The organism is Novosphingopyxis baekryungensis DSM 16222 (genome assembly GCF_000420305.1).
GTDB lineage: Bacteria > Pseudomonadota > Alphaproteobacteria > Sphingomonadales > Sphingomonadaceae > Novosphingopyxis > Novosphingopyxis baekryungensis.
This window is the reverse complement of record NZ_ATUR01000006.1, coordinates 11,044-32,036: the sequence shown is the minus strand read 5'-3', so window position 1 is coordinate 32,036 and position 20,993 is coordinate 11,044. Positions and strand designations below refer to the sequence as shown.

Annotated in this window: 22 protein-coding genes; 11 read left to right on the top strand and 11 right to left on the bottom strand. The window is 63.7% G+C overall.

Annotation, left to right across the window (positions count from 1 at the left end; genetic code table 11):
• Positions 1-98 precede the first annotated feature (98 nt).
• The 10 genes from G410_RS0110795 to ffh all read right to left on the bottom strand — a co-directional run bounded on the left by G410_RS0110795 (position 99) and on the right by ffh (position 9,575).
• Positions 99-857 carry an alpha/beta fold hydrolase gene (locus G410_RS0110795; RefSeq protein ID WP_022673672.1) on the bottom strand — a complete coding sequence of 253 codons (759 nt, stop codon included), beginning with the start codon at positions 855-857 and terminating at the stop codon, positions 99-101.
• 50 nt (positions 858-907) lie between these two features.
• Positions 908-1,933 carry an aspartate-semialdehyde dehydrogenase gene (locus G410_RS0110790; protein WP_022673671.1) on the bottom strand — a complete coding sequence of 342 codons (1,026 nt, stop codon included), beginning with the start codon at positions 1,931-1,933 and terminating at the stop codon, positions 908-910.
• 128 nt (positions 1,934-2,061) lie between these two features.
• Positions 2,062-3,252: an APC family permease gene (locus G410_RS0110785; protein WP_022673670.1), complete on the bottom strand. Its 1,191-nt coding sequence runs from the start codon at positions 3,250-3,252 to the stop codon at positions 2,062-2,064.
• The gene (locus tag G410_RS0110780; protein ID WP_022673669.1) at positions 3,249-5,504 is read right to left on the bottom strand and encodes a S9 family peptidase; all 2,256 of its coding nucleotides are present in this window, start codon (positions 5,502-5,504) and stop codon (positions 3,249-3,251) included. The genes G410_RS0110785 and G410_RS0110780 overlap by 4 nt, the downstream gene beginning before the upstream one ends.
• A gap of 103 nt (positions 5,505-5,607) precedes the next feature.
• Positions 5,608-5,991 carry a 50S ribosomal protein L19 gene (rplS, locus tag G410_RS0110775; RefSeq protein WP_022673668.1) on the bottom strand — a complete coding sequence of 128 codons (384 nt, stop codon included), beginning with the start codon at positions 5,989-5,991 and terminating at the stop codon, positions 5,608-5,610.
• A gap of 4 nt (positions 5,992-5,995) precedes the next feature.
• Complete coding sequence (gene trmD / locus G410_RS0110770; protein WP_022673667.1) at positions 5,996-6,736, bottom strand: tRNA (guanosine(37)-N1)-methyltransferase TrmD; 741 nt, start codon at positions 6,734-6,736, stop codon at positions 5,996-5,998.
• Between the two features lie 19 nt (positions 6,737-6,755).
• Entirely contained in the window at positions 6,756-6,950 is a 195-nt protein-coding gene (locus G410_RS0110765) for a hypothetical protein (protein ID WP_022673666.1), read from the bottom strand.
• Positions 6,947-7,462 (bottom strand): ribosome maturation factor RimM, encoded by a 516-nt coding sequence (gene rimM, locus G410_RS16405; protein WP_022673665.1) that lies wholly within the window; start codon positions 7,460-7,462, stop codon positions 6,947-6,949. The genes G410_RS0110765 and rimM overlap by 4 nt, the downstream gene beginning before the upstream one ends.
• Before the next feature lie 138 nt (positions 7,463-7,600).
• Positions 7,601-8,065 (bottom strand): 30S ribosomal protein S16, encoded by a 465-nt coding sequence (gene rpsP, locus G410_RS0110755; RefSeq protein ID WP_022673664.1) that lies wholly within the window; start codon positions 8,063-8,065, stop codon positions 7,601-7,603.
• A 49-nt stretch (positions 8,066-8,114) separates the two neighbouring features.
• A complete protein-coding gene (gene ffh / locus G410_RS0110750) occupies positions 8,115-9,575 on the bottom strand; it encodes a signal recognition particle protein (protein WP_022673663.1) in 1,461 nt (486 codons plus the stop codon).
• A 279-nt stretch (positions 9,576-9,854) separates the two neighbouring features.
• On the opposite strand from ffh, the gene G410_RS16400 reads away from it, so the two are divergent.
• From G410_RS16400 to ispZ, 5 genes are read left to right on the top strand one after another with little or no spacing between them, the layout of a single operon-like run.
• Positions 9,855-11,480, top strand: a complete 1,626-nt coding sequence (locus G410_RS16400; RefSeq protein ID WP_162604089.1) for a putative bifunctional diguanylate cyclase/phosphodiesterase — start codon at positions 9,855-9,857, stop codon at positions 11,478-11,480.
• A 56-nt stretch (positions 11,481-11,536) separates the two neighbouring features.
• On the top strand, positions 11,537-12,343 hold the full coding sequence (dapF, locus tag G410_RS0110740) for a diaminopimelate epimerase (RefSeq protein WP_022673661.1): 807 nt from the start codon (positions 11,537-11,539) through the stop codon (positions 12,341-12,343).
• Entirely contained in the window at positions 12,340-13,668 is a 1,329-nt protein-coding gene (gene mtaB / locus G410_RS16395; protein WP_022673660.1) for a tRNA (N(6)-L-threonylcarbamoyladenosine(37)-C(2))-methylthiotransferase MtaB, read from the top strand. Before dapF ends, mtaB begins: the two co-directional genes overlap by 4 nt.
• A complete protein-coding gene (gene ftsY, locus G410_RS0110730) occupies positions 13,665-14,594 on the top strand; it encodes a signal recognition particle-docking protein FtsY (RefSeq protein ID WP_022673659.1) in 930 nt (309 codons plus the stop codon). Before mtaB ends, ftsY begins: the two co-directional genes overlap by 4 nt.
• Positions 14,591-15,253, top strand: a complete 663-nt coding sequence (gene ispZ, locus G410_RS0110725; protein ID WP_022673658.1) for a septation protein IspZ — start codon at positions 14,591-14,593, stop codon at positions 15,251-15,253. The genes ftsY and ispZ overlap by 4 nt, the downstream gene beginning before the upstream one ends.
• 249 nt (positions 15,254-15,502) lie before the next feature.
• Here the strand turns inward: ispZ and G410_RS0110720 are convergent, their stop codons facing one another.
• Positions 15,503-16,126, bottom strand: a complete 624-nt coding sequence (locus G410_RS0110720; protein ID WP_022673657.1) for a superoxide dismutase — start codon at positions 16,124-16,126, stop codon at positions 15,503-15,505.
• Between the two features lie 145 nt (positions 16,127-16,271).
• Between G410_RS0110720 and G410_RS16390 the strand changes: the two genes are divergently transcribed.
• From G410_RS16390 to accD, 6 genes are read left to right on the top strand one after another with little or no spacing between them, the layout of a single operon-like run.
• Positions 16,272-16,700, top strand: coding sequence for a LapA family protein (locus G410_RS16390; protein WP_211215016.1), 429 nt, complete (start codon positions 16,272-16,274; stop codon positions 16,698-16,700).
• A complete protein-coding gene (gene pyrF, locus G410_RS0110710; protein WP_022673655.1) occupies positions 16,697-17,371 on the top strand; it encodes an orotidine-5'-phosphate decarboxylase in 675 nt (224 codons plus the stop codon). Before G410_RS16390 ends, pyrF begins: the two co-directional genes overlap by 4 nt.
• Positions 17,372-17,401: 30 nt before the next feature.
• Positions 17,402-18,052, top strand: coding sequence for a phosphoribosylanthranilate isomerase (locus G410_RS0110705; RefSeq protein WP_022673654.1), 651 nt, complete (start codon positions 17,402-17,404; stop codon positions 18,050-18,052).
• Positions 18,027-19,268, top strand: a complete 1,242-nt coding sequence (gene trpB, locus G410_RS0110700) for a tryptophan synthase subunit beta (RefSeq protein WP_022673653.1) — start codon at positions 18,027-18,029, stop codon at positions 19,266-19,268. The genes G410_RS0110705 and trpB overlap by 26 nt, the downstream gene beginning before the upstream one ends.
• The gene (gene trpA / locus G410_RS0110695) at positions 19,265-20,056 is read left to right on the top strand and encodes a tryptophan synthase subunit alpha (RefSeq protein WP_022673652.1); all 792 of its coding nucleotides are present in this window, start codon (positions 19,265-19,267) and stop codon (positions 20,054-20,056) included. Before trpB ends, trpA begins: the two co-directional genes overlap by 4 nt.
• A complete protein-coding gene (accD, locus tag G410_RS0110690; RefSeq protein WP_022673651.1) occupies positions 20,053-20,916 on the top strand; it encodes an acetyl-CoA carboxylase, carboxyltransferase subunit beta in 864 nt (287 codons plus the stop codon). The genes trpA and accD overlap by 4 nt, the downstream gene beginning before the upstream one ends.
• Positions 20,917-20,993 lie beyond the last annotated feature (77 nt).

Genomic DNA, 20,993 nt, shown 5'->3' with positions numbered 1-20,993 from the left:
CAAAATATGGGGAAAACGGGTCAAGATTGGCTCCTCCAAAAGCACGCGCAACGGCGCGGGCATCAGGGGCCGGAAAGTGACCGTTTCGCGCCGGAGCGTCAAGCGGCCAAAAAGCGCGCCATGGCCGTGCCTAGTTCCGGCTTGGTGACGCAGGACATGTGCGTGCCCTCGATCCACTCCAGCGTGCCATTGGGCAGCTTTTCGGTCAGCGCCTCGGGCGATCCATTGTCGCGGTCATCCCTGCCGCAAAGCACCAGCACAGGCGTCTGGATGGTGCTGAAATCGTCGATGGCCGCTTCGGGGATGGAATCGAGCAGATGCGCCATCGCCGCCCGGTCCACCTTCTGCGTCTTCATGAACTGGATCGCCATCCAGTGCGGATCGCCGCGCTTCGAGGTCTCATAAGCCGCCAGCGCATCGGCAAAGAAAGTGCGGCGCTTGCCCCAGCCGGATAGCCCCTCAAGCCCCATACCGCTCAGGATCGCCTTGCCGGGCTTCAGCCCCTTGCCGAGCAGCCGCGCCGTGGTGCGCGCGCCGAGCGAAAATCCGCCGATGTCGAAATCATCCAGCCCGAAATGGGCGATCAGATGTTCGATGTCCCGCACCAGAACGTCGCTCGGATAGGCACTGGCGTCCGTCGGCGCGGCGCTCTCACCGTGCGCGCGGAAGTCCGGCATGATAACGCGATAGCCCTGCGCGGCCATGGCTTCGGCATGACCGAACTTGATCCAGTTCGTCTGCGCCTCTGAAAAAAGCCCGTGCAGGAGCAGAACCGGCCGCCCTTCCCCGATGCTGTGGACGGCAAGCGCCGCGCCATCGAAGGAAGAAACGGTTTCGGTTTGGATATCGGCAGTCATGGGTGATCCCTACAATGCGAGAACCACGAAATCCACGCCGCTTTCACGCCTCAAGCCTTCTGGAGATGCTTGCGCCCGAGCAATTCGGCAATCTGCACGGCGTTGAGCGCGGCACCTTTGCGCAGATTGTCGGACACACACCACAGCGTAATGCCATGCTCCACCGTGGGGTCGTCCCGCACGCGGCTGATATAGGTCGCGCCATCGCCGACGCACTCCACGGGCGTCACATAGCCGCCATCCTCATGCTTATCGACGAGCATGCAGCCCGGCGCCTCGCGCAGGATTTCCTTGGCCTGGTCCGCCGTCAGCTCATTCTCGAACTCGATATTGATCGCTTCGCTATGGCCCACGAATACGGGCACGCGCACGCACGTTGCCGACAGCTTGATCTTGGGATCGAGGATCTTCTTGGTCTCGACCACCATCTTCCACTCTTCCTTGGTGGACCCGTCTTCCAGGAACACGTCGATATGCGGGATAACGTTGAACGCGATCTGCTTGGTGAAGACGTTGGAGGTCTTCTCATCGTTCACGAAGATGGCGCGCGTCTGTTCGAACAATTCGTCCATGCCCGCCTTGCCCGCGCCGGACACCGACTGATAGGTCGAGACGACCACGCGCTTGATCGTCGCCGCATCATGCAGTGGCTTGAGCGCCACGACGAGTTGCGCCGTGGAACAGTTGGGATTGGCGATGATATTGCGCTTCTTGTAGCCATCGATCGCGTCCGGGTTCACTTCCGGCACGATCAGCGGCACATCCGGATCCATGCGGTAGAGCGAGCTGTTGTCGATCACCACGCAGCCAGCGGCAGCGGCTTTCGGTGCATATTCCTTCGACGCGCCGGAGCCCGCGGAAAACAGGGCGATATCCCATCCGGTGAAATCGAAATGCTCGATATTCTTCACCTTCAGCATCTTGCCGGTTTCGCCGAACTCAACCTCGCTGCCGACCGAGCGGCTGCTGGCCACAGCGGCAATCTCGTCGATCGGAAATTCCCGCTCGGCAAGGATGTTCATCATCTCACGCCCGACATTCCCGGTCGCGCCGACCACGGCTACACGATATCCCAAGTTCATTCTCCTTCTCGTCCGGCAAGAGCCGCGCGGCATGCCGGAGATAGTGCTGCATAGCAACAAAGTGGTACGACGCGCCGGAAAAGCAACGCTATCGCCCCTGCAGCGCTGAGATTAGGTCCTGCTCAGATCACGCCAAGGAAATGCGCGATCAGGACCAGCAAGGCGGAAAAGGCCCCCGCAGCGCCCGGCAGCGTGATCCATCGTTGGCCGACATTCTGTTTTACCGCCAGCGCGTTGAGCGTGCCGAAAACCGCCAGAAAGACCAGACTTGCGCCGCTCACCAGTGCATCGAGCCCGCCGATCAGCGCCAGCAGGATGGCCAGCCCGGATAGCGTCAGCACCGCCCATTGCGGGGCACCGGCCTGATTGCGATTGTCGAATACGCTCGGCAAGGCGCCATCCTGCGACACTTCCTCGGCCAGCCTTGCAGACGAAAAGATCGTGGCGTTGATGGCCGAGGCGGTCGATAACGCGGCAGCGATCGTGACTGCGATCAGCCCCGGCAGACCCAAGGCAGCCCGCCCGGCATTGGACAGCGCCACCTCGCCATTCTCGATCACCGCCTTCGTGCCCGTCAGCATCGGCACCGCAAGGCACACCAGCACATAAATCAGCGCCGCGCTGCCAATCGCCACCGGCACCATCCGGCGCATGGTGCGCTTGCGGTCCTTCATCTCGTCATAATCATAGGCGAGCAGCTCGAACCCCTCATAGGCCATGAACACGCTGGCAGCGCCCACGATCACGCCGATGAAGCCGGGCTGCTCGCTGATCGAAAGCGCCGCGGCATCGAATTTGGACAGGCCGAATGCGGCCAGGGCGGCAAGGATGGCGAGCTTTACGACCACGATGCCGATCTCGACGCCGGCCGCCTGCCCGGCCCCGCGAAGATTGATCGCGGCCATGGCAATGATCGCGCCGGTGGACATGGCAGGCGCCAGCCAGGAAGGGCCGCCCAGCGCATCCGCCAGATAAGCGCCGAACGTATAGGCATAGACCGCGCAGGTCAGCACATAGCCGGCCAGCAGCACCCAGGCAGACCATTTGGCAACGCGCTGAAATCCAAGATCGCGCAGGAAGCTGTAGATGCCGCCCGCCTCATCGCTATCCGTGGTCAGCGCGGCCAGGCTGTGCCCGGTGGCCAGCGCCACCAGACCGCCCAGCAGGAAGCTCAGCGCAGCCCACTGCCCGGCATTCTGTATGACGACGCCGAGGGTGGAGAAAATGCCCCCGCCCACCATGCCGCCAACTGCGATCGCCCAGACCGCGGTGGGGCCAAGCGTGCCGGTGCGCCCGCTATCGCGCCCGCTCACCGATCCTGCCCGGCCTCATCCGCCGCAACACCATGGGTATCGAAAAAGTTCAGGATGGTCTTCCAGAGCTGCACGCTGATCTTCGGTCCGCCCACGCTGTGGGTCTGGCCGGGATACAGCTGCATCTCGAACGGCTGACCATTGGCCTGCATCCTGGCGATAAAGGCCGTGCTGTTCTCGAACACCACATTGTCATCGGCCATGCCGTGGATCAGCAGCAGCGGATCGACGATCTTGCCGGAATTGCCCAGCGCATCGGCGCGCGCATAATTATCGCCTTCGCTCGGCATGCCCATATAGCGCTCGGTATAATGGGTATCGTAGAGGCCCCAGTCGGTCACCGGCGCACCGGATACGCCAGCGGCATAGAAACCCGGTGCGGCTTCGAGCAATTTCAGCGTCATGTAGCCGCCATAGGACCAGCCATAGATGCCGATCCGTTCGGGATCGACAAAGTCCTGCTGCTTCAGCCAGGTGGCGCCGGACAGCTGATCCTCGACCTCGACCGTGCCCATATTCTTGTAGAGCTGATCTTCGAATGCCTTGCCGCGATCGGGCGAGCCGCGCCCGTCGATCGAAAAGACGATGTAGCCCCGATCGACCAGATATTGCTGCAACGCCCCGCCCCAGCTGCGTGTCACCTGCCGCCCTGCGCCGGGGCCGTTATAATGCTGTACGAAGACCGGATAGCGCTTGCCCGGTTCGCGCACGGGGCTGAGCATCTTGTAATAGAGCGTGCTGCCATCGGCGGCCTTTAGCGTGCCGAATTCCGGTGCACGGTGGCTGGCGAGATACGGCGCATAGGGATGGCCCGCGTCCACCGTATTCTCGCTGATCCAGAAGCTGCGCTTGCCGTCCGCATCGGCCAGATAGGTTTGCGATGGCTGGGTGGGGCTGGAACGTGTGACCAGCATGGCGCGCGCCTTGCCGTCCATGCTCGCGCCGTTCCACCAGCCCGCCTCGGTCAGCCGCTCCACCTCGCCTTTGCCATCGAGCCGCGCGCGATAGACATGGTTCTCCAGCGGCGTTTCCCTGTTGCCGGTGAACCAGACCAGGCCCTTGGTTTCGTCCAGACCGATGACCTGGCCGACCACCCAGTCCCCACTGGTCAGCTGCGTCCATTTACCGGCCTTCCAGCGATACAGATGGTTGAAGCCCGTACGCTCGGACGACCAAAGCAGGCTGCCGTCCCGCAGCGCGCGGAAATTGCCCGACAGATTGGTGAAGCGCGGCTGTTCTTCGGAAAACAGCAGCTGCGATTTTCCCGTGGCCGGATCGACCTTGAGAAGATCGATCCTGGTCTGCGCGCGATTCTGCCGCTGTACATAGAGCGTTTGCGCGTCCGGGCTCCAGTTCACCCGGGCCAGATAGATGTCCTTGTCCGCACCCAGATCGACCTGCACGCGGCCGCTGCCGTCCGCTTTCATTACATAGAGATCGACGATGGCATTGGGCGTGCCGGCGGCGGGATAGCGCTGATCATAGACCTCGGTGCCCTGCGCGCCGATGGCGGCACGCGTGACGATGCCGACGGGGCGGTTATCGACGCGCGCGACCGCAATGCGGCTGTCATTCGGTGCCCACCACATGCCGGTGTCGCGGTCCATTTCTTCCTGCGCCACGAATTCGGCCACGCCCCATTCCACGGCGTCCGGCTCGTCCGGCGTGATCGCAGCCGCATCGGTGCCAGCCATCCGCTGCACCATCACCGCGCCATCGCGCACGAAGCTGAGATATTGGCCGCCGGGGCTGAGCGTAGGATTTAGCTCGCCGGCTTCGGTTTCGGTCAGGCGGCGCACGTCGCCGTCGCGGTTCGCCAGATAGAGATCGCCGTCCAGCGGCACGAGGATCGACTGCGCATCGGGCGACCATTCATAGGACACGATGCCCTTCAGCCCGCCGATACGGGCCCGCTCACGCTGCATCTTCTCCGCTTCGCTCAGCGCCGCGCCGGTGCCGACCTGTTCGCTGTCCACCAGCATGCGCTGTTCACCCGTCTGAAGGTCCATCGCCCACAGATCGTAGCGGTCCTTGTCGTCCACGCGGTTCTTCAGCAGCGTCACCATCGATCCATCGGGCGCCAGCTTCAATCCGCGCGGGCTGGGGCCGTTCAGCGACGGGCTGCCGAATACCGCCTCCAGCGTCAGGGGCTGCTGTTCGGGCGACGTCTGCGGCATGGCGGCCTGATCCTGGGCGATGGCGGGGGTGGATGCGGCCGCAAGGGCCAGAGCGAGGGCGGCAGTGCGCTTCATGAAACGGTCCGGTTGCAAAGAAAAAGGGCGCGCGGATCACACCGCACGCCCTTCAGATTAGCGGGCACGCCCACAGGCGCAACCCAATGCGTGTTCGCAAAGCTTACTTCGCGGCGTCCTTCTTGGAACCGCGCGGATCGCGGCGTTCCGCGATACGGGCGCGCTTGCCGGTCAGGCCGCGCAGATAGTACAGCTTCGCACGGCGCACGACGCCGCGACGCACCACCTCGATGGAATCGAGATTGGGCGAATAAAGCGGGAATACGCGCTCGACGCCTTCGCCGAAGCTCATCTTGCGTACGGTGAAGTTGGAACCCATGCCGCGGTTGGACCGCGCAATGCACATGCCCTCGAAGTTCTGAACGCGGCTACGTTCGCCTTCCACAACCTTCACGCCGACGCGCAGCGTATCGCCCGCACGGAAATCCGGAATATCCTTGCCGAGCGCTTCAATGGCTTCGGCCTCTAATGTCTGAATGATGTTCATGGCATCAATCCTTTTTCGTTTCACGCCGCGCGCCAGAGGGCGACTGATCCGGACCGCCCCGATGGCGCTCCCAAAGATCCGGCCGCCGTGACCGTGTGATCGTTTCCGCCTGCCGTTTCCGCCAGGCCGCGATCTTCGCATGATCCCCCGATCGCAGCACTTCAGGGATCGTGCGCCCTTCCCAAATCTGAGGTCGGGTATAATGAGGGTATTCAAGAAGGCCGTCTTCGAAAGACTCCTCCTCACCGCTCGAAGCCGCGCCCATTACGCCGGGCAGCAAGCGGATGCAAGCGTCGAGTAACGTAAACGCGCCGATTTCGCCACCGGAAAGCACATAGTCGCCGATCGATATTTCCTCGATCGGGCGGGCATCGAACAAACGCTCGTCGAACCCTTCGAACCGCCCACACAGGATGGAAACGCCGGGGCCGCTCGCAATTGCACGCACGCGCGCCTGCGTGAGCGGTGCACCGCGCGGCGTCATGGCGATCAGCGGTGCGTCCGGTGCGCGCTCCAGCGCATGATCCACCGCGCGGCCCAGCACATCGGCGCGCAGCACCATGCCCGCGCCGCCGCCAGCGGGCGTATCGTCGACCGAGCGGTGCCGGTCCTCGGCAAAATCACGGATCTGGATCGGTTCACACGCCCAGCGTCCTTCCTCCAGCGCCCGCCCGGCCAGGCTGACCCCGAGCGGTCCGGGAAACATCTCCGGATACAGCGTGAGGATTTGCGCGGTGAAGGTCATGGGTTCTGCCCTGCCCGGCCTATTCGGCGGTGGAGGGGCTGTCCGTTTCGGGCTGCGTCAGCGGGTCCGCCGAACCGCTTTGCGGCGTGGCCACCGTGCCGTCTTCATCGACGACGGCGGATTGATCCGCGGTGCCGACCTCGGCGGAGCAGGCCGCTAGGCTCAGCAGCGACATCGCGGTCAGCGCAGCGCGGCATATTGGGAAACGGATCATGCGGAGTCCTCTTGATCGGATGAAGCGGAGCTGTCGTCGTCCATCCAATGGGCGGGGATGGCCAACTGCTCGCCCTGCTCCTGCGTGTCGGCGACGGGCACCATCAGGGTCTTGCCGGCGATCAGGTCGATCTCCACGATATCGCCCGCGCCATAATCATGCACGGCGAGGACAGTGCCGATGGCCGCGCCGTCCGGCGTGACACAGCCGCGCCCGATCAGATCGACATGATAATATTCGCCCTCGGCCAGCGCCGGCAGCGCGGAACGGGGCACGGTGAGTTCGGTCCCGCGCAGCGCTTCCGCCCCGTTGCGGTCAACCACCTCGGCGATACGCGCGATGGCTCCGCCCTTGTTGGCGCGCACGGACGATAGCGTCAGCGTGCCGCCATTGAAGCTCTTGTGGCGCTTCAGGCTGGCAACATCCTCGGTAAACAGCTTGAGCCGCAGCTCACCGGCTATGCCATGCGCACCGATGATGACGGCCAGGGTGACGGGTTTGTCGGGAGTCATGATGCTATGGTCCCTGTTGTTCTGGCCTTGTCTCCAGGTCGAGACAGCGATGCGAACGCGGGCGACTGCTCAAGCCGCCAAGAGACAGCGCTGCCCCGGAAAAACGGCCCCTCCCAGATATGGAAGGGGCCGATATGATCAGCCTTCGCTCTTTTCTTCGGTCGTCGCGTCTTCCACCTTTTCGGCCACCACTTCCTCGGTGGTTTCCTCAGCGGCGGCTTCCTCAGTCGGTGCGTTCTTGGCTTCTTCAGCCGCTTCCTTGGCAGCAGCTTCCTTTTCGGCCCGCTCTTCGGCGCGCTCGGTGGCCTTTTCGCCCGGCTTGGCCTTGTTCGGGTTGTTGCGCGCCTTGCGCTCGACAACACCGGCGGCGTCCAGGAAGCGCAGCACGCGATCGGATGGCTGCGCACCGGCGGCGATCCAGTGCTTCGCGCGCTCGACGTCGAGCTTCACGCGCTCATCACTGTCCTTGGGAAGCAGCGGGTTGTAGCTGCCGATGCGCTCGATGAACTTGCCATCGCGTGCGGCGCGCGAGTCGGCCACGACGATCTTATAATAAGGGCGCTTCTTGGAGCCACCGCGCGAAAGACGCATTGCTACTGCCATAATATAATTCCTTGTCTTTTCAGTAAGTTGTTCGGTTTGTTTGATAGTGTTACTTGCGTTTCTTGTTCATCATATTGGCCAGTTCCGGCGGCAGGCCACCGCTGCCCAGTCCCGGCATGCCGCCAGCGCCGGGCCCGCCGAGCGCGCCCATCATGTCACCCATGTCGCCGCCGGACTTGCCGAACATCGCGGCCAGACCCTTGAGCCCGCCCATCTTGCGAATCTTCTTCATCGCGCGCGCCATTTCCTGGTGCATCTTCAGAAGCTTGTTGACCTCCTGCACCGTGGTGCCGGAGCCGATGGCCACGCGGCGCTTGCGCTTGGCATTCATCAGGCCGGGTTTCTTGCGCTCCTCGCGCGTCATCGATCCGATGATCGCATCGAGATGCACCAGCATCTTGTCGTCCGCCCCGCTGGCGGCCATCGCCTGCTTGGCTTTCTTCATGCCGGGGATCATGCCCGCCAGCGCGCCGATGCCGCCCATCTTGGTCATCTGGCGCAGCTGGGCGCGCAGATCGTCCAGATCGAACTCGCCCTTGGCCATTTTCTTGGCCAGCGCCTCGGCCTCGTCCGCCTCGACCGATGCTGCTGCCCGCTCGACCAGCCCGACGACATCGCCCATGCCGAGAATACGGCCCGCCACGCGTTCCGGGTGGAACTGCTCCAGCGCATCGGCCTTTTCGCCGGTACCGACAAACTTGATGGGCCGTCCTGTAACAGCGCGCATCGACAGCGCCGCGCCGCCGCGCGCATCGCCATCCATCCGGGTCAGCACCACGCCGGTCAATGGCACCTGGCTGGTAAAGCTCTGCGCAACATTGACGGCGTCCTGCCCCGTCAGCGCATCGACCACGAGAAGCGTCTCGGCCGGCTGCGCCGTATCGGACACGGCCCGCATCTCGTCCATCAATTGCTGATCGACGTGCAGGCGCCCTGCCGTATCGAGCATCAGGACATCATAGCCCTGCAGCTTTGCGGACTGCAGCGCGCGCTTGGCGATATCGACCGGTTGTTGCCCCGCCACGATCGGCAGGGTGGCGACATCCACCTGGGTGCCCAGCGTGGCCAACTGTTCCTGCGCCGCCGGACGATTGACGTCGAGCGATGCCATGAGGACCTTCTTGCGGTCCTTTTCCTTCAACCGCTTGGCGATCTTGGCCGTGGTCGTCGTCTTGCCCGAGCCCTGCAGGCCGACCATCATGATCACCGCCGGCGGAGACACCGCCAGCTCGAGATCCGATGCTTCGGACCCCAGCATGCGCACCAGACCGTCATTGACGATCTTGACCACCTGCTGGCCCGGCGTAACCGAGCGCAGCACCGACTGGCCGATCGCTTCCTCGGTGATGGACTCGACGAATTCGCGCACCACGGGAAGCGCGACATCCGCCTCCAGCAGCGCGATCCGTACTTCGCGCAAAGCCGCGCGCACATCGGCTTCGGACAACGCGCCCCGGCCCTTCAGCCGGTCGAACGTACCGGAAAGCCTGTCGCTCAGCTTCTCGAACATAGTCTTCAAAAACCTTTCGCCTGGCGATAAACGCAAAAATCGCCGGTGGGCGAAGACTCGCCGACCAGCGTGATTGCGTTGCAACCAGATAGCTTGAAACGAACCCGTGCGGGTCCGCGATAGCATCGCTTCATTACAGCCCGGTCAGGCAATTGGCAAGGGCCAAGGCGTGCCGGCCAGATGCCATGGCCGCACGCCAAATATTAACCCTAAATTTCCACTTTTCTGCAAAACCGGCGACTGATTAGGAGAGGTCGAGCGATGCAGGATCGCGTGCACATGCGCAAGAACGGACATCGGAACGGGGCTGGCCGCGATGTGGTGACCGGCGGGATCATGGTGGCCGCGCTCATCCTGTTCATCGGCACCAGCGGCTCCGTGCTGTCGGATATCGTTCAGCATGTCGACAATATCGGCGAGGCCGATAACGTCATGGTGTCCGCGCTTCTGCTGAATATTGCGCTCATCATTTTCGGATGGCGCCGCTACCGCGAAATGACGGTGGAGATGGCAGAACGGATCGCCGCCGAAAACCGTGCGACCGAGCTGGCCGTGACCGACCCGCTGACGGGCCTGAAAAACCGCCGCGCGGTGACGGAGGGGACGGCCGAGCTGTTCATGGCGGCGCGCAAACAGCACTGCCAGATTGCTTTCCTGATGCTCGATCTGGACGATTTCAAACGGATCAACGATCTTTACGGGCATGCGGCAGGCGATGACGTGATGTGCCGCGTTGCCGCACGCATGCTCTCCGTCGCGCCTGCAGAGGCCATTGTCGCGCGGCTCGGTGGAGACGAATTCGGCTGCGTTTTTCTGTTCGATCCGGACCAGGCCAACGCCGTCGACGATATTGCCGCGCGGATGGTAGAAGCCGTCTCGCAGCCGACACCGCAGGACCGCCTGGAATTCGATCTGACCACATCCGTCGGCATCAGCGTCAGCGAGACCGGCGCGGAGAGCGTGGAGCTGGTCATGCGCCGCGCGGACATCGCGATGTATGCTGCCAAACGACTGGGCAAGAACCGCTATGCCTGGTTCGATCCTGAGATGGAGGCGGCGCTGTTGTCCCGCAACGAGGTGGAACTGGCGATGCGCCGCGGCATTCCGCTGGGCGAGTTCCTGCCCCATTTCGAACCGCAGGTCGATCTGGCCAGCGGCGAGATCATCGGTTTCGAGATGCTGGCCCGCTGGATGCACGATGGCCTGCTGGTCTCACCGGACAGCTTCATCGGCATCGCCGAAGATACGGCGCTGATCGAGTCTCTATCGATATCGGTCATGGAACAGGCGTTCATGGAGGTGCGCCAATGGCCGGCGCATCTGTCGCTTGCGGTCAATATCTCGCCGATCCAGCTGCGCGATCCCTGGCTGGCGCAGAAGATCGTCAAGCTGCTCACCGAGACGGGCTTTCCCGCCCACCGTCTGGAAATCGAGATCACGGAAAGTTCGCTGTTCGAAAATCTCACGCTGGCACAGGAGACCATCAGCAGCCTGAAAAATCAGGGCATCAGCGTCGTGCTCGACGATTTCGGCACCGGCTACAGCTCGCTCGCCCATTTGCGCGCGCTGCCGTTCGACCGGATCAAGATCGACAAGAGTTTCATTCTCTCTCTCGAGGAGAAGAACGACAGCGAAGCCATCGTGAAAGCCATCATCGGCCTGGGCAGCAGCCTGGGTCTTCCGGTGACGGCGGAAGGCATCGAGCATGCCGAGGTGGCCGAGACCATTCGCGCCATGGGCTGCCATCGCGGTCAGGGCTATCATTTCGGGCATCCGACGGACTTGCTGGGCGCACGCGCGCTGCTGGCACAGAACGGCATGCCGATCATCACCGATGCGCAGCGCGAAACCGCCGGACACCGGCACCATGACGATCAGTCACCATGGCGACGGGCCTTCGGCTGACCGGCTGCCCCCGCTACGGCTGGACTTGACCGGCAAGCGATCCTAAAGCGCGGCGCATGCACAATGGCCGTTTTCACAAGATGCACGGGCTCGGCAACGACTTCGTGATCGTCGATGCGCGCGAGGAAGCCTTTGCGCCCTCCCCGGCGCAGGCCGCCGCCATTGCGGACCGCAAGCATGGCATCGGCTGCGACCAGCTGATCATCCTCTCGCCCTCGTCTATAGCGGACCTGAGCATGCGCATCGTCAATGCCGACGGCAGCGATGCGCAGGCCTGCGGCAATGCCACGCGCTGCGTCGTGGCGCTGATCGGGCGGCATGTGCGGATAGAGACGGTCGCCGGAATATTGGAAGGCCGCGCAGACGATCTGCCCGAAGTGGCGATGGGGCAGCCGCATTTCGATTGGGAAGCGATCCCGCTGGCCTATGCCGTCGACCCAACGGACATGCCGATCGGCCATGGCGCGCTGGAACGACCGATGGCGGTCAATGTCGGCAATCCGCATGCGGTGTTCTTCGTAGACGACGTGCAGGCGATCGATCTGGAAACGCTCGGTCCGCAGATCGAGCATGACGCGCTCTTTCCCGAGCGGGTGAACGTCAATGTGGCTGCGACCAGGGACGATGGCGGCCTGGACCTGCGGGTGTGGGAACGCGGCGCAGGGCTGACGCTGGCCTGCGGATCGGGCGCCTGCGCCACGGCGGTGGCGGCCATCCGCAAGGGCCTGGCACGCAGCCCGGTGGCGGTGCACCTGCCCGGCGGCGTGCTGACCATCGCCTGGACCGAAGGGGAAGCCGTCCGGATGACCGGCCCGGCCACCTATGTGTTCGAAGGCCGGACGGACTGGAACCGCTTCGGATGACCGAGACCATTTCGCTCGGCTGCCGCCTCAACATCGCCGAAAGCGATGCGATTGCCGCGGCGCTGGGCCCGCGCGACGATCTGATCGTGGTGAACAGCTGCGCGGTGACCAACGAAGCCGTGCGCCGCACGCGCCAGCTGATCCGCCAAGCCCATAAGCGGCGGCCCGGTGCGCGCATCGTGGTGACCGGGTGCGCCGCGCAGGTGGAGCCGGAACGCTTCGCCGCCATGCCCGAAGTGGCGCGCGTGATCGGCAATGGCGAAAAGGCGGACGCCGCGCTATATGCGCCTGCGCCGGACGAGGCGAAAATCCGCGTGTCGGACATCATGCAGGTGCGTGAGACTGCGCCGCATCTCGCCAGCAGCTTTTCCGACCGCGCCCGTGCCTTTCTGGAAGTGCAGAATGGCTGCGATCATCGCTGTACCTTTTGCATCATCCCCTTCGGCCGCGGCAACAGCCGCTCGGTGCCTGCGGGCGCCGTGGTCGAGCGCGCCAAGGCGCTGGTGGGTGAAGGCTTCCGCGAAATCGTGCTAACCGGCGTGGACGTGACCAGCTATGGCGCGGACCTGCCCGGCAGTCCGCGGCTCGGCAGCCTGGTCGAGCGCATCCTGCGCGCCGTGCCCGATTTGCCCCGGCTGCGCCTGTCCTCCCTCGACGGGATCGAGGTGGACGACCGCCTGTTCGATCTGATCACGCAGCATGAGCGCGTGATGCCACATATCCATCTGTCGCTGCAGGCGGGCGACGACATGATCCTGAAGCGGATGAAGCGGCGGCACAGCCGGGCACAGGCGATCGATCTGGTGCAGCGGCTGAAAGCGGCGCGCCCGGACATCGCCATCGGCGCGGATATCATTGCCGGTTTTCCAACGGAAAGCGACGCGATGTTCGCAAACAGTCTCAAGATCGTGGAAGAATGCGATATCGTCCACGGCCATATCTTCCCCTATTCCGCGCGCACCGGCACGCCCGCCGCGCGCATGCCGCAGGTCCATGGCCGCACCATCAAGGCCCGCGCCAAAATGCTGCGCGACGCCGTGACCGCACGGCATGACGCCTGGCAGCGATCGCTGATCGGATCGGTCCAGCCAATCCTGGTGGAACATGGCGGCCACGGCCATGCGCCCAATTTCGCCAAGGTCCGCCTGCCCACCCTTTCTCGTCCTTCCGGCAAAGGCCGGGCTGTCGGATCGCACGAGGATGGGGCGGACGATTCCGTCCCCCGCCGGTGCGACGGTGATGGCGGCCCCTATCCCGTCGGTGCCATCGTTCCGCTGCGTATCGCCGCCATCGAAAACACTATCCTGATCGGAGACACCCCATGAGCAGCAAACCGAGCTGGCGCGACAAGCTGTTCGGCGGGCTGAAAGACACCAGCCAACGGCTGACCGGCAATCTGGCCGGCATCGTTGGCGCGGGCCGTCTGGAGGAAGCCGATCTGGATCAAATCGAGGACGCACTGATCATGTCCGATCTCGGCCCCGAAACTGCCGCGCAGATTCGCGACAAGCTGGCCGCCGAACGCTTCGAGGGCGGCGTGACCGAATATGCGGTGATGCAGGTCGTCGAGCGGGAGATCGCGGCCATCCTGCGCCCCGCCGCAAAACCGCTGGAGATCGAAGCCTTTCCCCGCCCGCAGGTAATCCTCGTCATCGGCGTCAACGGATCGGGCAAGACCACCACCATCGCCAAGCTGGCGCATAATTTCGTCGAGCAGGACTATGGCGTGATGCTGGCCGCGGGCGATACGTTTCGCGCCGCCGCCATCGGCCAGCTCAAGGTCTGGGCGGACCGCATCGGCGTGCCGATCATCAGCGGCAAGGAAGGCGGCGACGCGGCTGGTATCGTTTACGACGCCGTCAAGGAAGCCACCGCCACGGGCATCGACGTGCTGATCGTGGACACGGCGGGCCGCCTGCAGAACAAGCGCGAGCTGATGGACGAGTTGGCCAAGATCCGCCGCGTTCTGGGCCGTCTCAACCCCGCCTCCCCGCATAATGTGGTGCTGGTGCTCGACGCCACGACCGGACAGAATGCGATCAACCAGATCGAGACGTTCAAGGAAGTGGCGCATGTCACCGGCCTGGTCATGACCAAGCTGGATGGCACCGCGCGCGGCGGCGTGCTGGTGGCGGCGGCCAAGAGCCAGGGCCTGCCCATCCATGCCATCGGCGTGGGCGAGACCATCGACGATCTGAAGCCTTTCGATCCCGACGAGCTTGCCGCCGCGATTGCCGGAGACACGCAATGAGCGACGCCAACACCCCTGCCGCAGCCACCGCTGCGGCGCAGCCCCGCAAAAAGCATGGCGGCCTCAGTTTCGCGCTCGATTTCGGGCCGCTGCTGCTGTTCTTCATCGCCTATAAGTTTTTCGATCCGGGCGAAAACCCGGTCTCCGCCGCGATCTATGGCACGGCGATTTTCATGGGCGCGATCGTGGTGGCGCTGATCCTGTCCCGATGGCTGCTCGGCAAGATCTCGCCGATGCTGTGGCTATCGGCGGTGCTGGTGCTCGGCTTTGGCGGGCTGACCATCTATTTCGGCGATCCCAGCTTCATCCAGCACAAGCCCACCGGCATTTATGCGCTGTTCGCGATCACCATCTTCATCGGCCTGCTGCGCGGCAAGCCGGCGATCCGCTATCTGCTGGAATATGCCTTCGAGGGCCTGTCGCACGAAGGATGGATGAAACTGTCGCGCAACTGGGCCATCTTCTTCGCCGCCCTGGCCATTGCCAATGAGGCTATCATCGCGCTGTTCGACTTCGATACTTGGCTGACGCTGAAAGTCTGGGGCGTCACCGCGTTGACGTTCGTTTTCGCGCTCGCCAACGTGCCGATGCTGATGAAGCATGGGCTGGCCGCCGATGATGAAAGCGAAGCCGCCATCGACGTGCCGCCGCAGGGCTGAACCTCTGCCCGTCGGATATCCAGGCCTAGCGCATTCGCGCTGGAGGAATGTCTGTGCCGAGACTTGTCGAAGGGTTTGAGCTGATTTTACGTGGCTGGATGGCCATAGTGGCAAAACAGCGCGGCTTCGCCTGACGCCAATATTTTCCGAACGGGAAGATCGGCATTATCCTTCCCTACGCATGAACCTTTCGCGCACAAAAAAAAAGGCCGCCCAATGGACGGCCTTTCTTCAAATTCTGTAGATCGATCAGGCCTGCTGATCGGCCCGCTCGACGCCCTTGCCGTCGAGATTCTTTGCCACGAATTCCCAGTTCACCGCCTTGTCGAGCAGGGCATCGATATAGTCGGGACGGGCATTCTGATAATCGAGATAATAGGCATGCTCCCACACATCGAGCGTGAAGACCGGCTTCTTGCCCTGATGCGCAATCGGTGTGTCGGCATCGTGGAAGCTCGTGATGTCCAGCTTGTCGCCGTCCAGCACCAGCCATGCCCAACCGCTGGCGAAGTGACCGGTCGCCTCTTCCTTGAACTTCTTCTTGAAAGCATCGACCGAGCCGAAATCGCGCTCCAGCGCGTCCTTCAATTCGCCCGATGGTGCGCCGCCTTCAGGAGCCAGGCATTCCCAGTAGAAGCTGTGGTTCCAGACCTGCGCGCTGTTGTTGAACAGGCCGTTGTCGCCCTGCGTCTTGGCGTTCAACACCACTTCGCTCAGCTTTGGCGACGACATGTCGCTCTTTTCCACCGCAGCATTGGTCTTGTCGACATAGGCCTGGTGGTGCTTGCCATAATGATAATTGAACGTGTCTTCGCTGATCACATCGCCGAAAGCGGTTTTGGAATAGGGAAGATCGGGAAGGGTGAACGCCATGGGTGTATCTCCAATTTTGGTCGAGACTGAACTGTCACCCTAACAATGGCGCAGCCAGTGGTTTGTTCCGGGGACGACAGGCCCCTAGCGCTTTGATGCGGGCAATCCTATGACCATGGCAGACCAACAGCGGGATGGAGATGACATGCAATTTCTGAAGACTCTGTTCTGGGTGGCTCTGGCAGTGGTGCTCGTGGTGTTCGCGGCCAATAACTGGGAGCCGGTCTCGGTCGGCCTGTGGGGCGGCCTGCGCATGGATACCAAATTGCCCGTGCTGGTGATCAGCGCCTTTCTGATCGGTTTCCTGCCGCTCTATCTGGTCTATCGCACCATGCTGTGGCGGCTGCGCCGCCGCGTGGCATCGCTCGAGGCTAGCCAGCGGTCTGCGACTGCCAGCGCAACCGCGCCGAAGGCCGCCGATGCGTCTGCGATGGGCGGCGGCGCGCGGGACCGTGCCGATCAGCGCGCTCATGATGCGCGTGCCTATGAAGACAGAGCGCCCGCCGACCCCGTCACCGGCACGCGGCCAGACGACGGGCTTTCCAGCAGCAACCCCGGCAGATCGTCGCGATGACCAATCCCCTGTTCGTCGCGCTGGATACGCCGCATCTGGATGATGCGCTGGCCATCGCGCAGAAGCTGAAAGGCCAGATAGGCGGCCTCAAGCTCGGCCTCGAATTCTTCTGCGCCAACGGCCATCATGGCGTGCATGAAATGGCGCATGTCGGCCTGCCGATCTTTCTCGACCTCAAGCTGCATGACATTCCCAACACCGTCGCCAAGGCCATGCAGGCGGTGCATGTGCTCGAACCGGCGATCGTCACCGTGCATGCCAGCGGCGGGCGCGCGATGATGGAGGACGCCAAGGCGGCGGCGGGCGAACACACCAAGGTGGTGGCCGTGACCCTGCTGACCAGCCTGGACGGCGAGGACATGACCGCGACCGGCATTGGCGGATCGGCCCATGACCAGGTCATGCGGCTGGCCGATCTGGCGCGCCAGGCCGGTCTCGATGGCATCGTATGCTCCGGCCATGAAGTGAAAGCGGCGCACAAGGCGTGGAAAGACGGCTATTTCGTGGTGCCCGGTCTGCGGCCGGACCATGGCGAGAGCGGCGATCAGAAGCGCACCATGACGCCGCGCGCGGCCCGCGACGCAGGGGCCAGCGTGCTGGTCGTCGGCCGCCCGATCACCAAGGCCGATGATCCCGTCGCGGCGGCGCGGGCCATCGCGGCCACCTTGTGAGACGCCCGCCGGACACCTAGGTGCTGCCCCATGACCGATATCAAGATCTGCGGGCTCTCCACGCCTGAAAGCTTTGACGCTGCCATCGATGCCGGGGCGACCCATGTCGGACTGGTCCATTTCGACAAAAGCCCGCGCCATGTGTCGCTGGAAGACGCCACGAAGCTGCGTCGCCGCGCGCCGGCGCACGTCAAGGTGGTGCTTTTGCTGGTGAACGCCGATCCGGTGGCCACCGCCAAGGCGATGCAGGACGTGCGGCCCGACGTGATCCAGTTTCACGGCAGCGAGACGCCGGAATGGCTCGGCGCGCTGAAACAGAAAACGCCGTTCGAAATCTGGAAGGCGTTCGGCGTGCGCGATGTCGATCAGATCCGCAACGCCTATAAATTCGATCAGGTGGCCGATCGCATGCTGTTCGATGCCCCTGCCAGGCAGCTGCCCGGCGGCAATGGTACCGGGTTCGACTGGTCGATCGTTGTAGACCATGACCATCACCTTCCCTGGGGGCTGGCGGGCGGTCTCGATCCGGCCAATGTTGGGCAGGCGCTGGCCGCCACGGCCGCGCCCCTCGTCGATGTTTCTTCAGGTGTGGAAAGCGCGCCGGGGGTCAAGGATGTGGACTTGATCCGCGCCTTCTGCGAAGCGGTGCAGGATTATGACAGAGACCATTCCCAAGCCTAACAGCTATCGCACCGGCCCCGACGACCGTGGGCATTTCGGCGCCTATGGCGGACGTTATGTCGCCGAGACGCTCATGCCGCTCGTGCTCGATCTGGAGCGCGAATATCGCGCAGCCAAGGAGGACCCGGCGTTCCGCGCGCAGTTCGACGATCTGCTGGAACATTATGTCGGGCGCCCAAGCCCGCTTTATTATGCCGAGCGCCTGACCGACCATGTGCGCGAAAGCGCCCCGGCGGGCAAAGGCGCGCAGATCTGGTTCAAGCGCGACGAGCTGAATCACACCGGCGCGCACAAGATCAACAATTGCGTGGGCCAGATCCTGCTCGCCATGCGCATGGGCAAGACCCGCATCATCGCCGAGACCGGTGCTGGCCAGCATGGCGTGGCCACCGCCACCGTCGCCGCGCGCTTCGGCCTGCCCTGCGTCATCTATATGGGCGCGCGCGACATGGAGCGGCAGGCGCCCAATGTGTTCCGCATGAAATTGCTGGGCGCTGAAGTGATCGGCGTCGAGAGCGGCGCGCGCACCCTGAAGGATGCGATGAACGAGGCGCTGCGCGACTGGGTCGCCAATGTGCACGACACATTCTACATTATCGGCACTGCCGCCGGTCCGCACCCCTATCCTGAGCTGGTGCGCGATTTCCAGAGCGTGATCGGCACCGAGGCAAAGGCGCAGATGCAGGCCCGTACCGGCCGCCTGCCCGATCTGCTGGTCGCTGCGATCGGCGGCGGCAGCAACGCCATCGGCCTGTTCCACCCCTTCCTCGACGATCCCGACGTCAAGATGCTCGGCGTCGAGGCTGCGGGCCAAGGCCTGGAGAAGAAGCATGCCGCCAGCCTGGCCGGCGGAGCGCCCGGCATCCTGCACGGCAACAAGACCTATCTGCTGCAGGATGAGGACGGCCAGATTGCCGAGGCCCATTCGATCAGCGCAGGACTGGACTATCCCGGCATCGGCCCCGAGCATAGCTGGCTGAAGGATTCCGGCCGCGTCGATTATGTCAGCTGCACCGATGAGGAGGCGCTGACCGCTTTTCAGCTGCTCTGCAAGACCGAAGGCATCATCCCCGCGCTGGAACCGGCCCACGCCATCGCCAAGGTGATCGAGGCCGCCCGCGAGATGGACGAGGACAAGATCGTCCTCGCCAATCTATGCGGCCGCGGCGACAAGGACATCTTCACCGTGGCCGACGCGCTGGGCGTGGCGATATGACCCGCCTCTCGGCGGCTTTCGCCAAACAGCATCCCGCGCTCGTCTGTTTCATCACCGCTGGCGATGGCGACACGGCCGCCAATCTCGACGCGCTGGTCGCGGGCGGGGCGGATGTGATCGAGCTGGGCATGCCGTTCACCGATCCGATGGCCGACGGCCCGGCGATCCAGGCGGCGAACCTGCGCAGCCTCGCAAAGGGCACGACCACCGCGGATATCCTGGCGATTGCGACTGGGTTCCGGCAGCGCCATCCCGATGTGCCGCTGATCCTTATGGGCTATGCCAATCCGATGGTGCGGCGCGGGCCGGAATGGTTTGCCGATGCCGCCTCGAACGCCGGTGTGGACGGGGTCATCTGCGTCGATCTGGCCCCTGAAGAGGATATCGATCTGGGCCCTGCCCTGCGGGAACAGGGCATCTCCCCCATCCGCCTGGCCACCCCGACCACCGATGCCGCAAGGCTGCCGATGGTGCTCGATGGGGCGAGCGGGTTTCTCTATTATGTCTCCGTCGCCGGCGTCACCGGCAAGCAGCAGGCGACCGGCGGCAGCATCGACGAGGCGGTGGCGCGGCTGAAAGCGGCAACGGACCTGCCCGTGGCCGTGGGCTTCGGCATTCGCACGCCGGATCAGGCGGCCGATGTGGCGCGCGTGGCCGATGGTGTGGTGGTTGGCTCCGCCATCGTGGAGCTGATTGCCGAACATGGCAGCGATGCCCCGGCCAAGGTGCAAGACTATGTGGCTTCGCTATCGCAGGCTGTTCAAAACGCTAGAAAGGCATCCGCATGACCTGGCTCAACCGCGTCCGCAACGCGATCCCCTTCGTCGCCAAGCGCGAGACCAGCGAGCAGCTGTGGCACAAGTGCAAGGGCTGCGGCGAGATGGTGTTTCTCAAGGAATATGAGGACAATCAGCATGTCTGCCCCAGCTGCGACCATCATGGCCGCATTCGGCCCGCGCAGCGTTTCGAAGCCCTGTTCGACAAGGGCAGCTGGACAACGCTGCCAACGCCGTTGGTGCGCGAGGATCCGCTGAAATTTCGCGATACCAAACGCTATGTCGACCGGTTGAAGCAGGCGCGTCAGGCCACCGGGGAAAGCGATGCACTGATCAATGCCATGGGCGAAATCGCCGAGCAGAAAGCCGTGATCGGCGTGCAGGATTTTGCCTTCATGGGCGGCTCCATGGGCCTTGGTGTGGGCGAAGCCTTCATCCTGGGCACCAAGGCGGCGATCGAGAACAACTGCCCCTATATCATCTTCACCGCCAGCGGCGGCGCGCGCATGCAGGAGGGTATCCTCTCGCTGATGCAGATGCCCAAGATGACCGTGGGCGTGCAGCGGCTGAAAGATGCCGGACTGCCCTATATCGTGGTGCTGACCGACCCAACCTCCGGCGGCGTGATGGCAAGCTATGCGCTGCTCGGCGATCTGCATCTGGCCGAACCGGGTGCCACGCTGGCCTTTACCGGCCGCCGGGTGATCGAAAACACGATCCGTGAGAAATTGCCGGACGATTTCCAGACCAGCGAATATCTGCTGGACCATGGCATGATCGACATGATCGTCCATCGCCACGCACTGCGGGACAAGCTGTCGACCGTCATGGGCTATCTCATGGCCGGGCGTACGGCCAACAGGGCGGCTTGAACGCCGACGTTGCGCCCGTGCATCGACGCGGCGCAGCGGCGAATCTGATGCGCCGATCGCCGGAATCCGGAGCGCCG

What these genes read in the sequence shown, in the direction of transcription:
- accD (WP_022673651.1), top strand. Translation starts at nt 20,053, where the DNA reads ATGACCTGGCTCAACCGCGTCCGCAACGCGATCCCCTTCGTCGCCAAG.
- ftsY (WP_022673659.1), top strand. Translation starts at nt 13,665, where the DNA reads ATGAGCAGCAAACCGAGCTGGCGCGACAAGCTGTTCGGCGGGCTGAAA.
- G410_RS0110765 (WP_022673666.1), bottom strand. Translation starts at nt 6,950, where the DNA reads ATGATCCGTTTCCCAATATGCCGCGCTGCGCTGACCGCGATGTCGCTG.
- trpA (WP_022673652.1), top strand. Translation starts at nt 19,265, where the DNA reads ATGACCCGCCTCTCGGCGGCTTTCGCCAAACAGCATCCCGCGCTCGTC.
- trpB (WP_022673653.1), top strand. Translation starts at nt 18,027, where the DNA reads ATGACAGAGACCATTCCCAAGCCTAACAGCTATCGCACCGGCCCCGAC.
- ffh (WP_022673663.1), bottom strand. Translation starts at nt 9,575, where the DNA reads ATGTTCGAGAAGCTGAGCGACAGGCTTTCCGGTACGTTCGACCGGCTG.
- G410_RS0110780 (WP_022673669.1), bottom strand. Translation starts at nt 5,504, where the DNA reads ATGAAGCGCACTGCCGCCCTCGCTCTGGCCCTTGCGGCCGCATCCACC.
- G410_RS16390 (WP_211215016.1), top strand. Translation starts at nt 16,272, where the DNA reads ATGCAATTTCTGAAGACTCTGTTCTGGGTGGCTCTGGCAGTGGTGCTC.
- G410_RS16400 (WP_162604089.1), top strand. Translation starts at nt 9,855, where the DNA reads ATGCGCAAGAACGGACATCGGAACGGGGCTGGCCGCGATGTGGTGACC.
- G410_RS0110705 (WP_022673654.1), top strand. Translation starts at nt 17,402, where the DNA reads ATGACCGATATCAAGATCTGCGGGCTCTCCACGCCTGAAAGCTTTGAC.
- ispZ (WP_022673658.1), top strand. Translation starts at nt 14,591, where the DNA reads ATGAGCGACGCCAACACCCCTGCCGCAGCCACCGCTGCGGCGCAGCCC.
- dapF (WP_022673661.1), top strand. Translation starts at nt 11,537, where the DNA reads ATGCACAATGGCCGTTTTCACAAGATGCACGGGCTCGGCAACGACTTC.
- rpsP (WP_022673664.1), bottom strand. Translation starts at nt 8,065, where the DNA reads ATGGCAGTAGCAATGCGTCTTTCGCGCGGTGGCTCCAAGAAGCGCCCT.
- G410_RS0110795 (WP_022673672.1), bottom strand. Translation starts at nt 857, where the DNA reads ATGACTGCCGATATCCAAACCGAAACCGTTTCTTCCTTCGATGGCGCG.
- rimM (WP_022673665.1), bottom strand. Translation starts at nt 7,462, where the DNA reads ATGACTCCCGACAAACCCGTCACCCTGGCCGTCATCATCGGTGCGCAT.
- rplS (WP_022673668.1), bottom strand. Translation starts at nt 5,991, where the DNA reads ATGAACATCATTCAGACATTAGAGGCCGAAGCCATTGAAGCGCTCGGC.
- pyrF (WP_022673655.1), top strand. Translation starts at nt 16,697, where the DNA reads ATGACCAATCCCCTGTTCGTCGCGCTGGATACGCCGCATCTGGATGAT.
- trmD (WP_022673667.1), bottom strand. Translation starts at nt 6,736, where the DNA reads ATGACCTTCACCGCGCAAATCCTCACGCTGTATCCGGAGATGTTTCCC.
- mtaB (WP_022673660.1), top strand. Translation starts at nt 12,340, where the DNA reads ATGACCGAGACCATTTCGCTCGGCTGCCGCCTCAACATCGCCGAAAGC.
- G410_RS0110720 (WP_022673657.1), bottom strand. Translation starts at nt 16,126, where the DNA reads ATGGCGTTCACCCTTCCCGATCTTCCCTATTCCAAAACCGCTTTCGGC.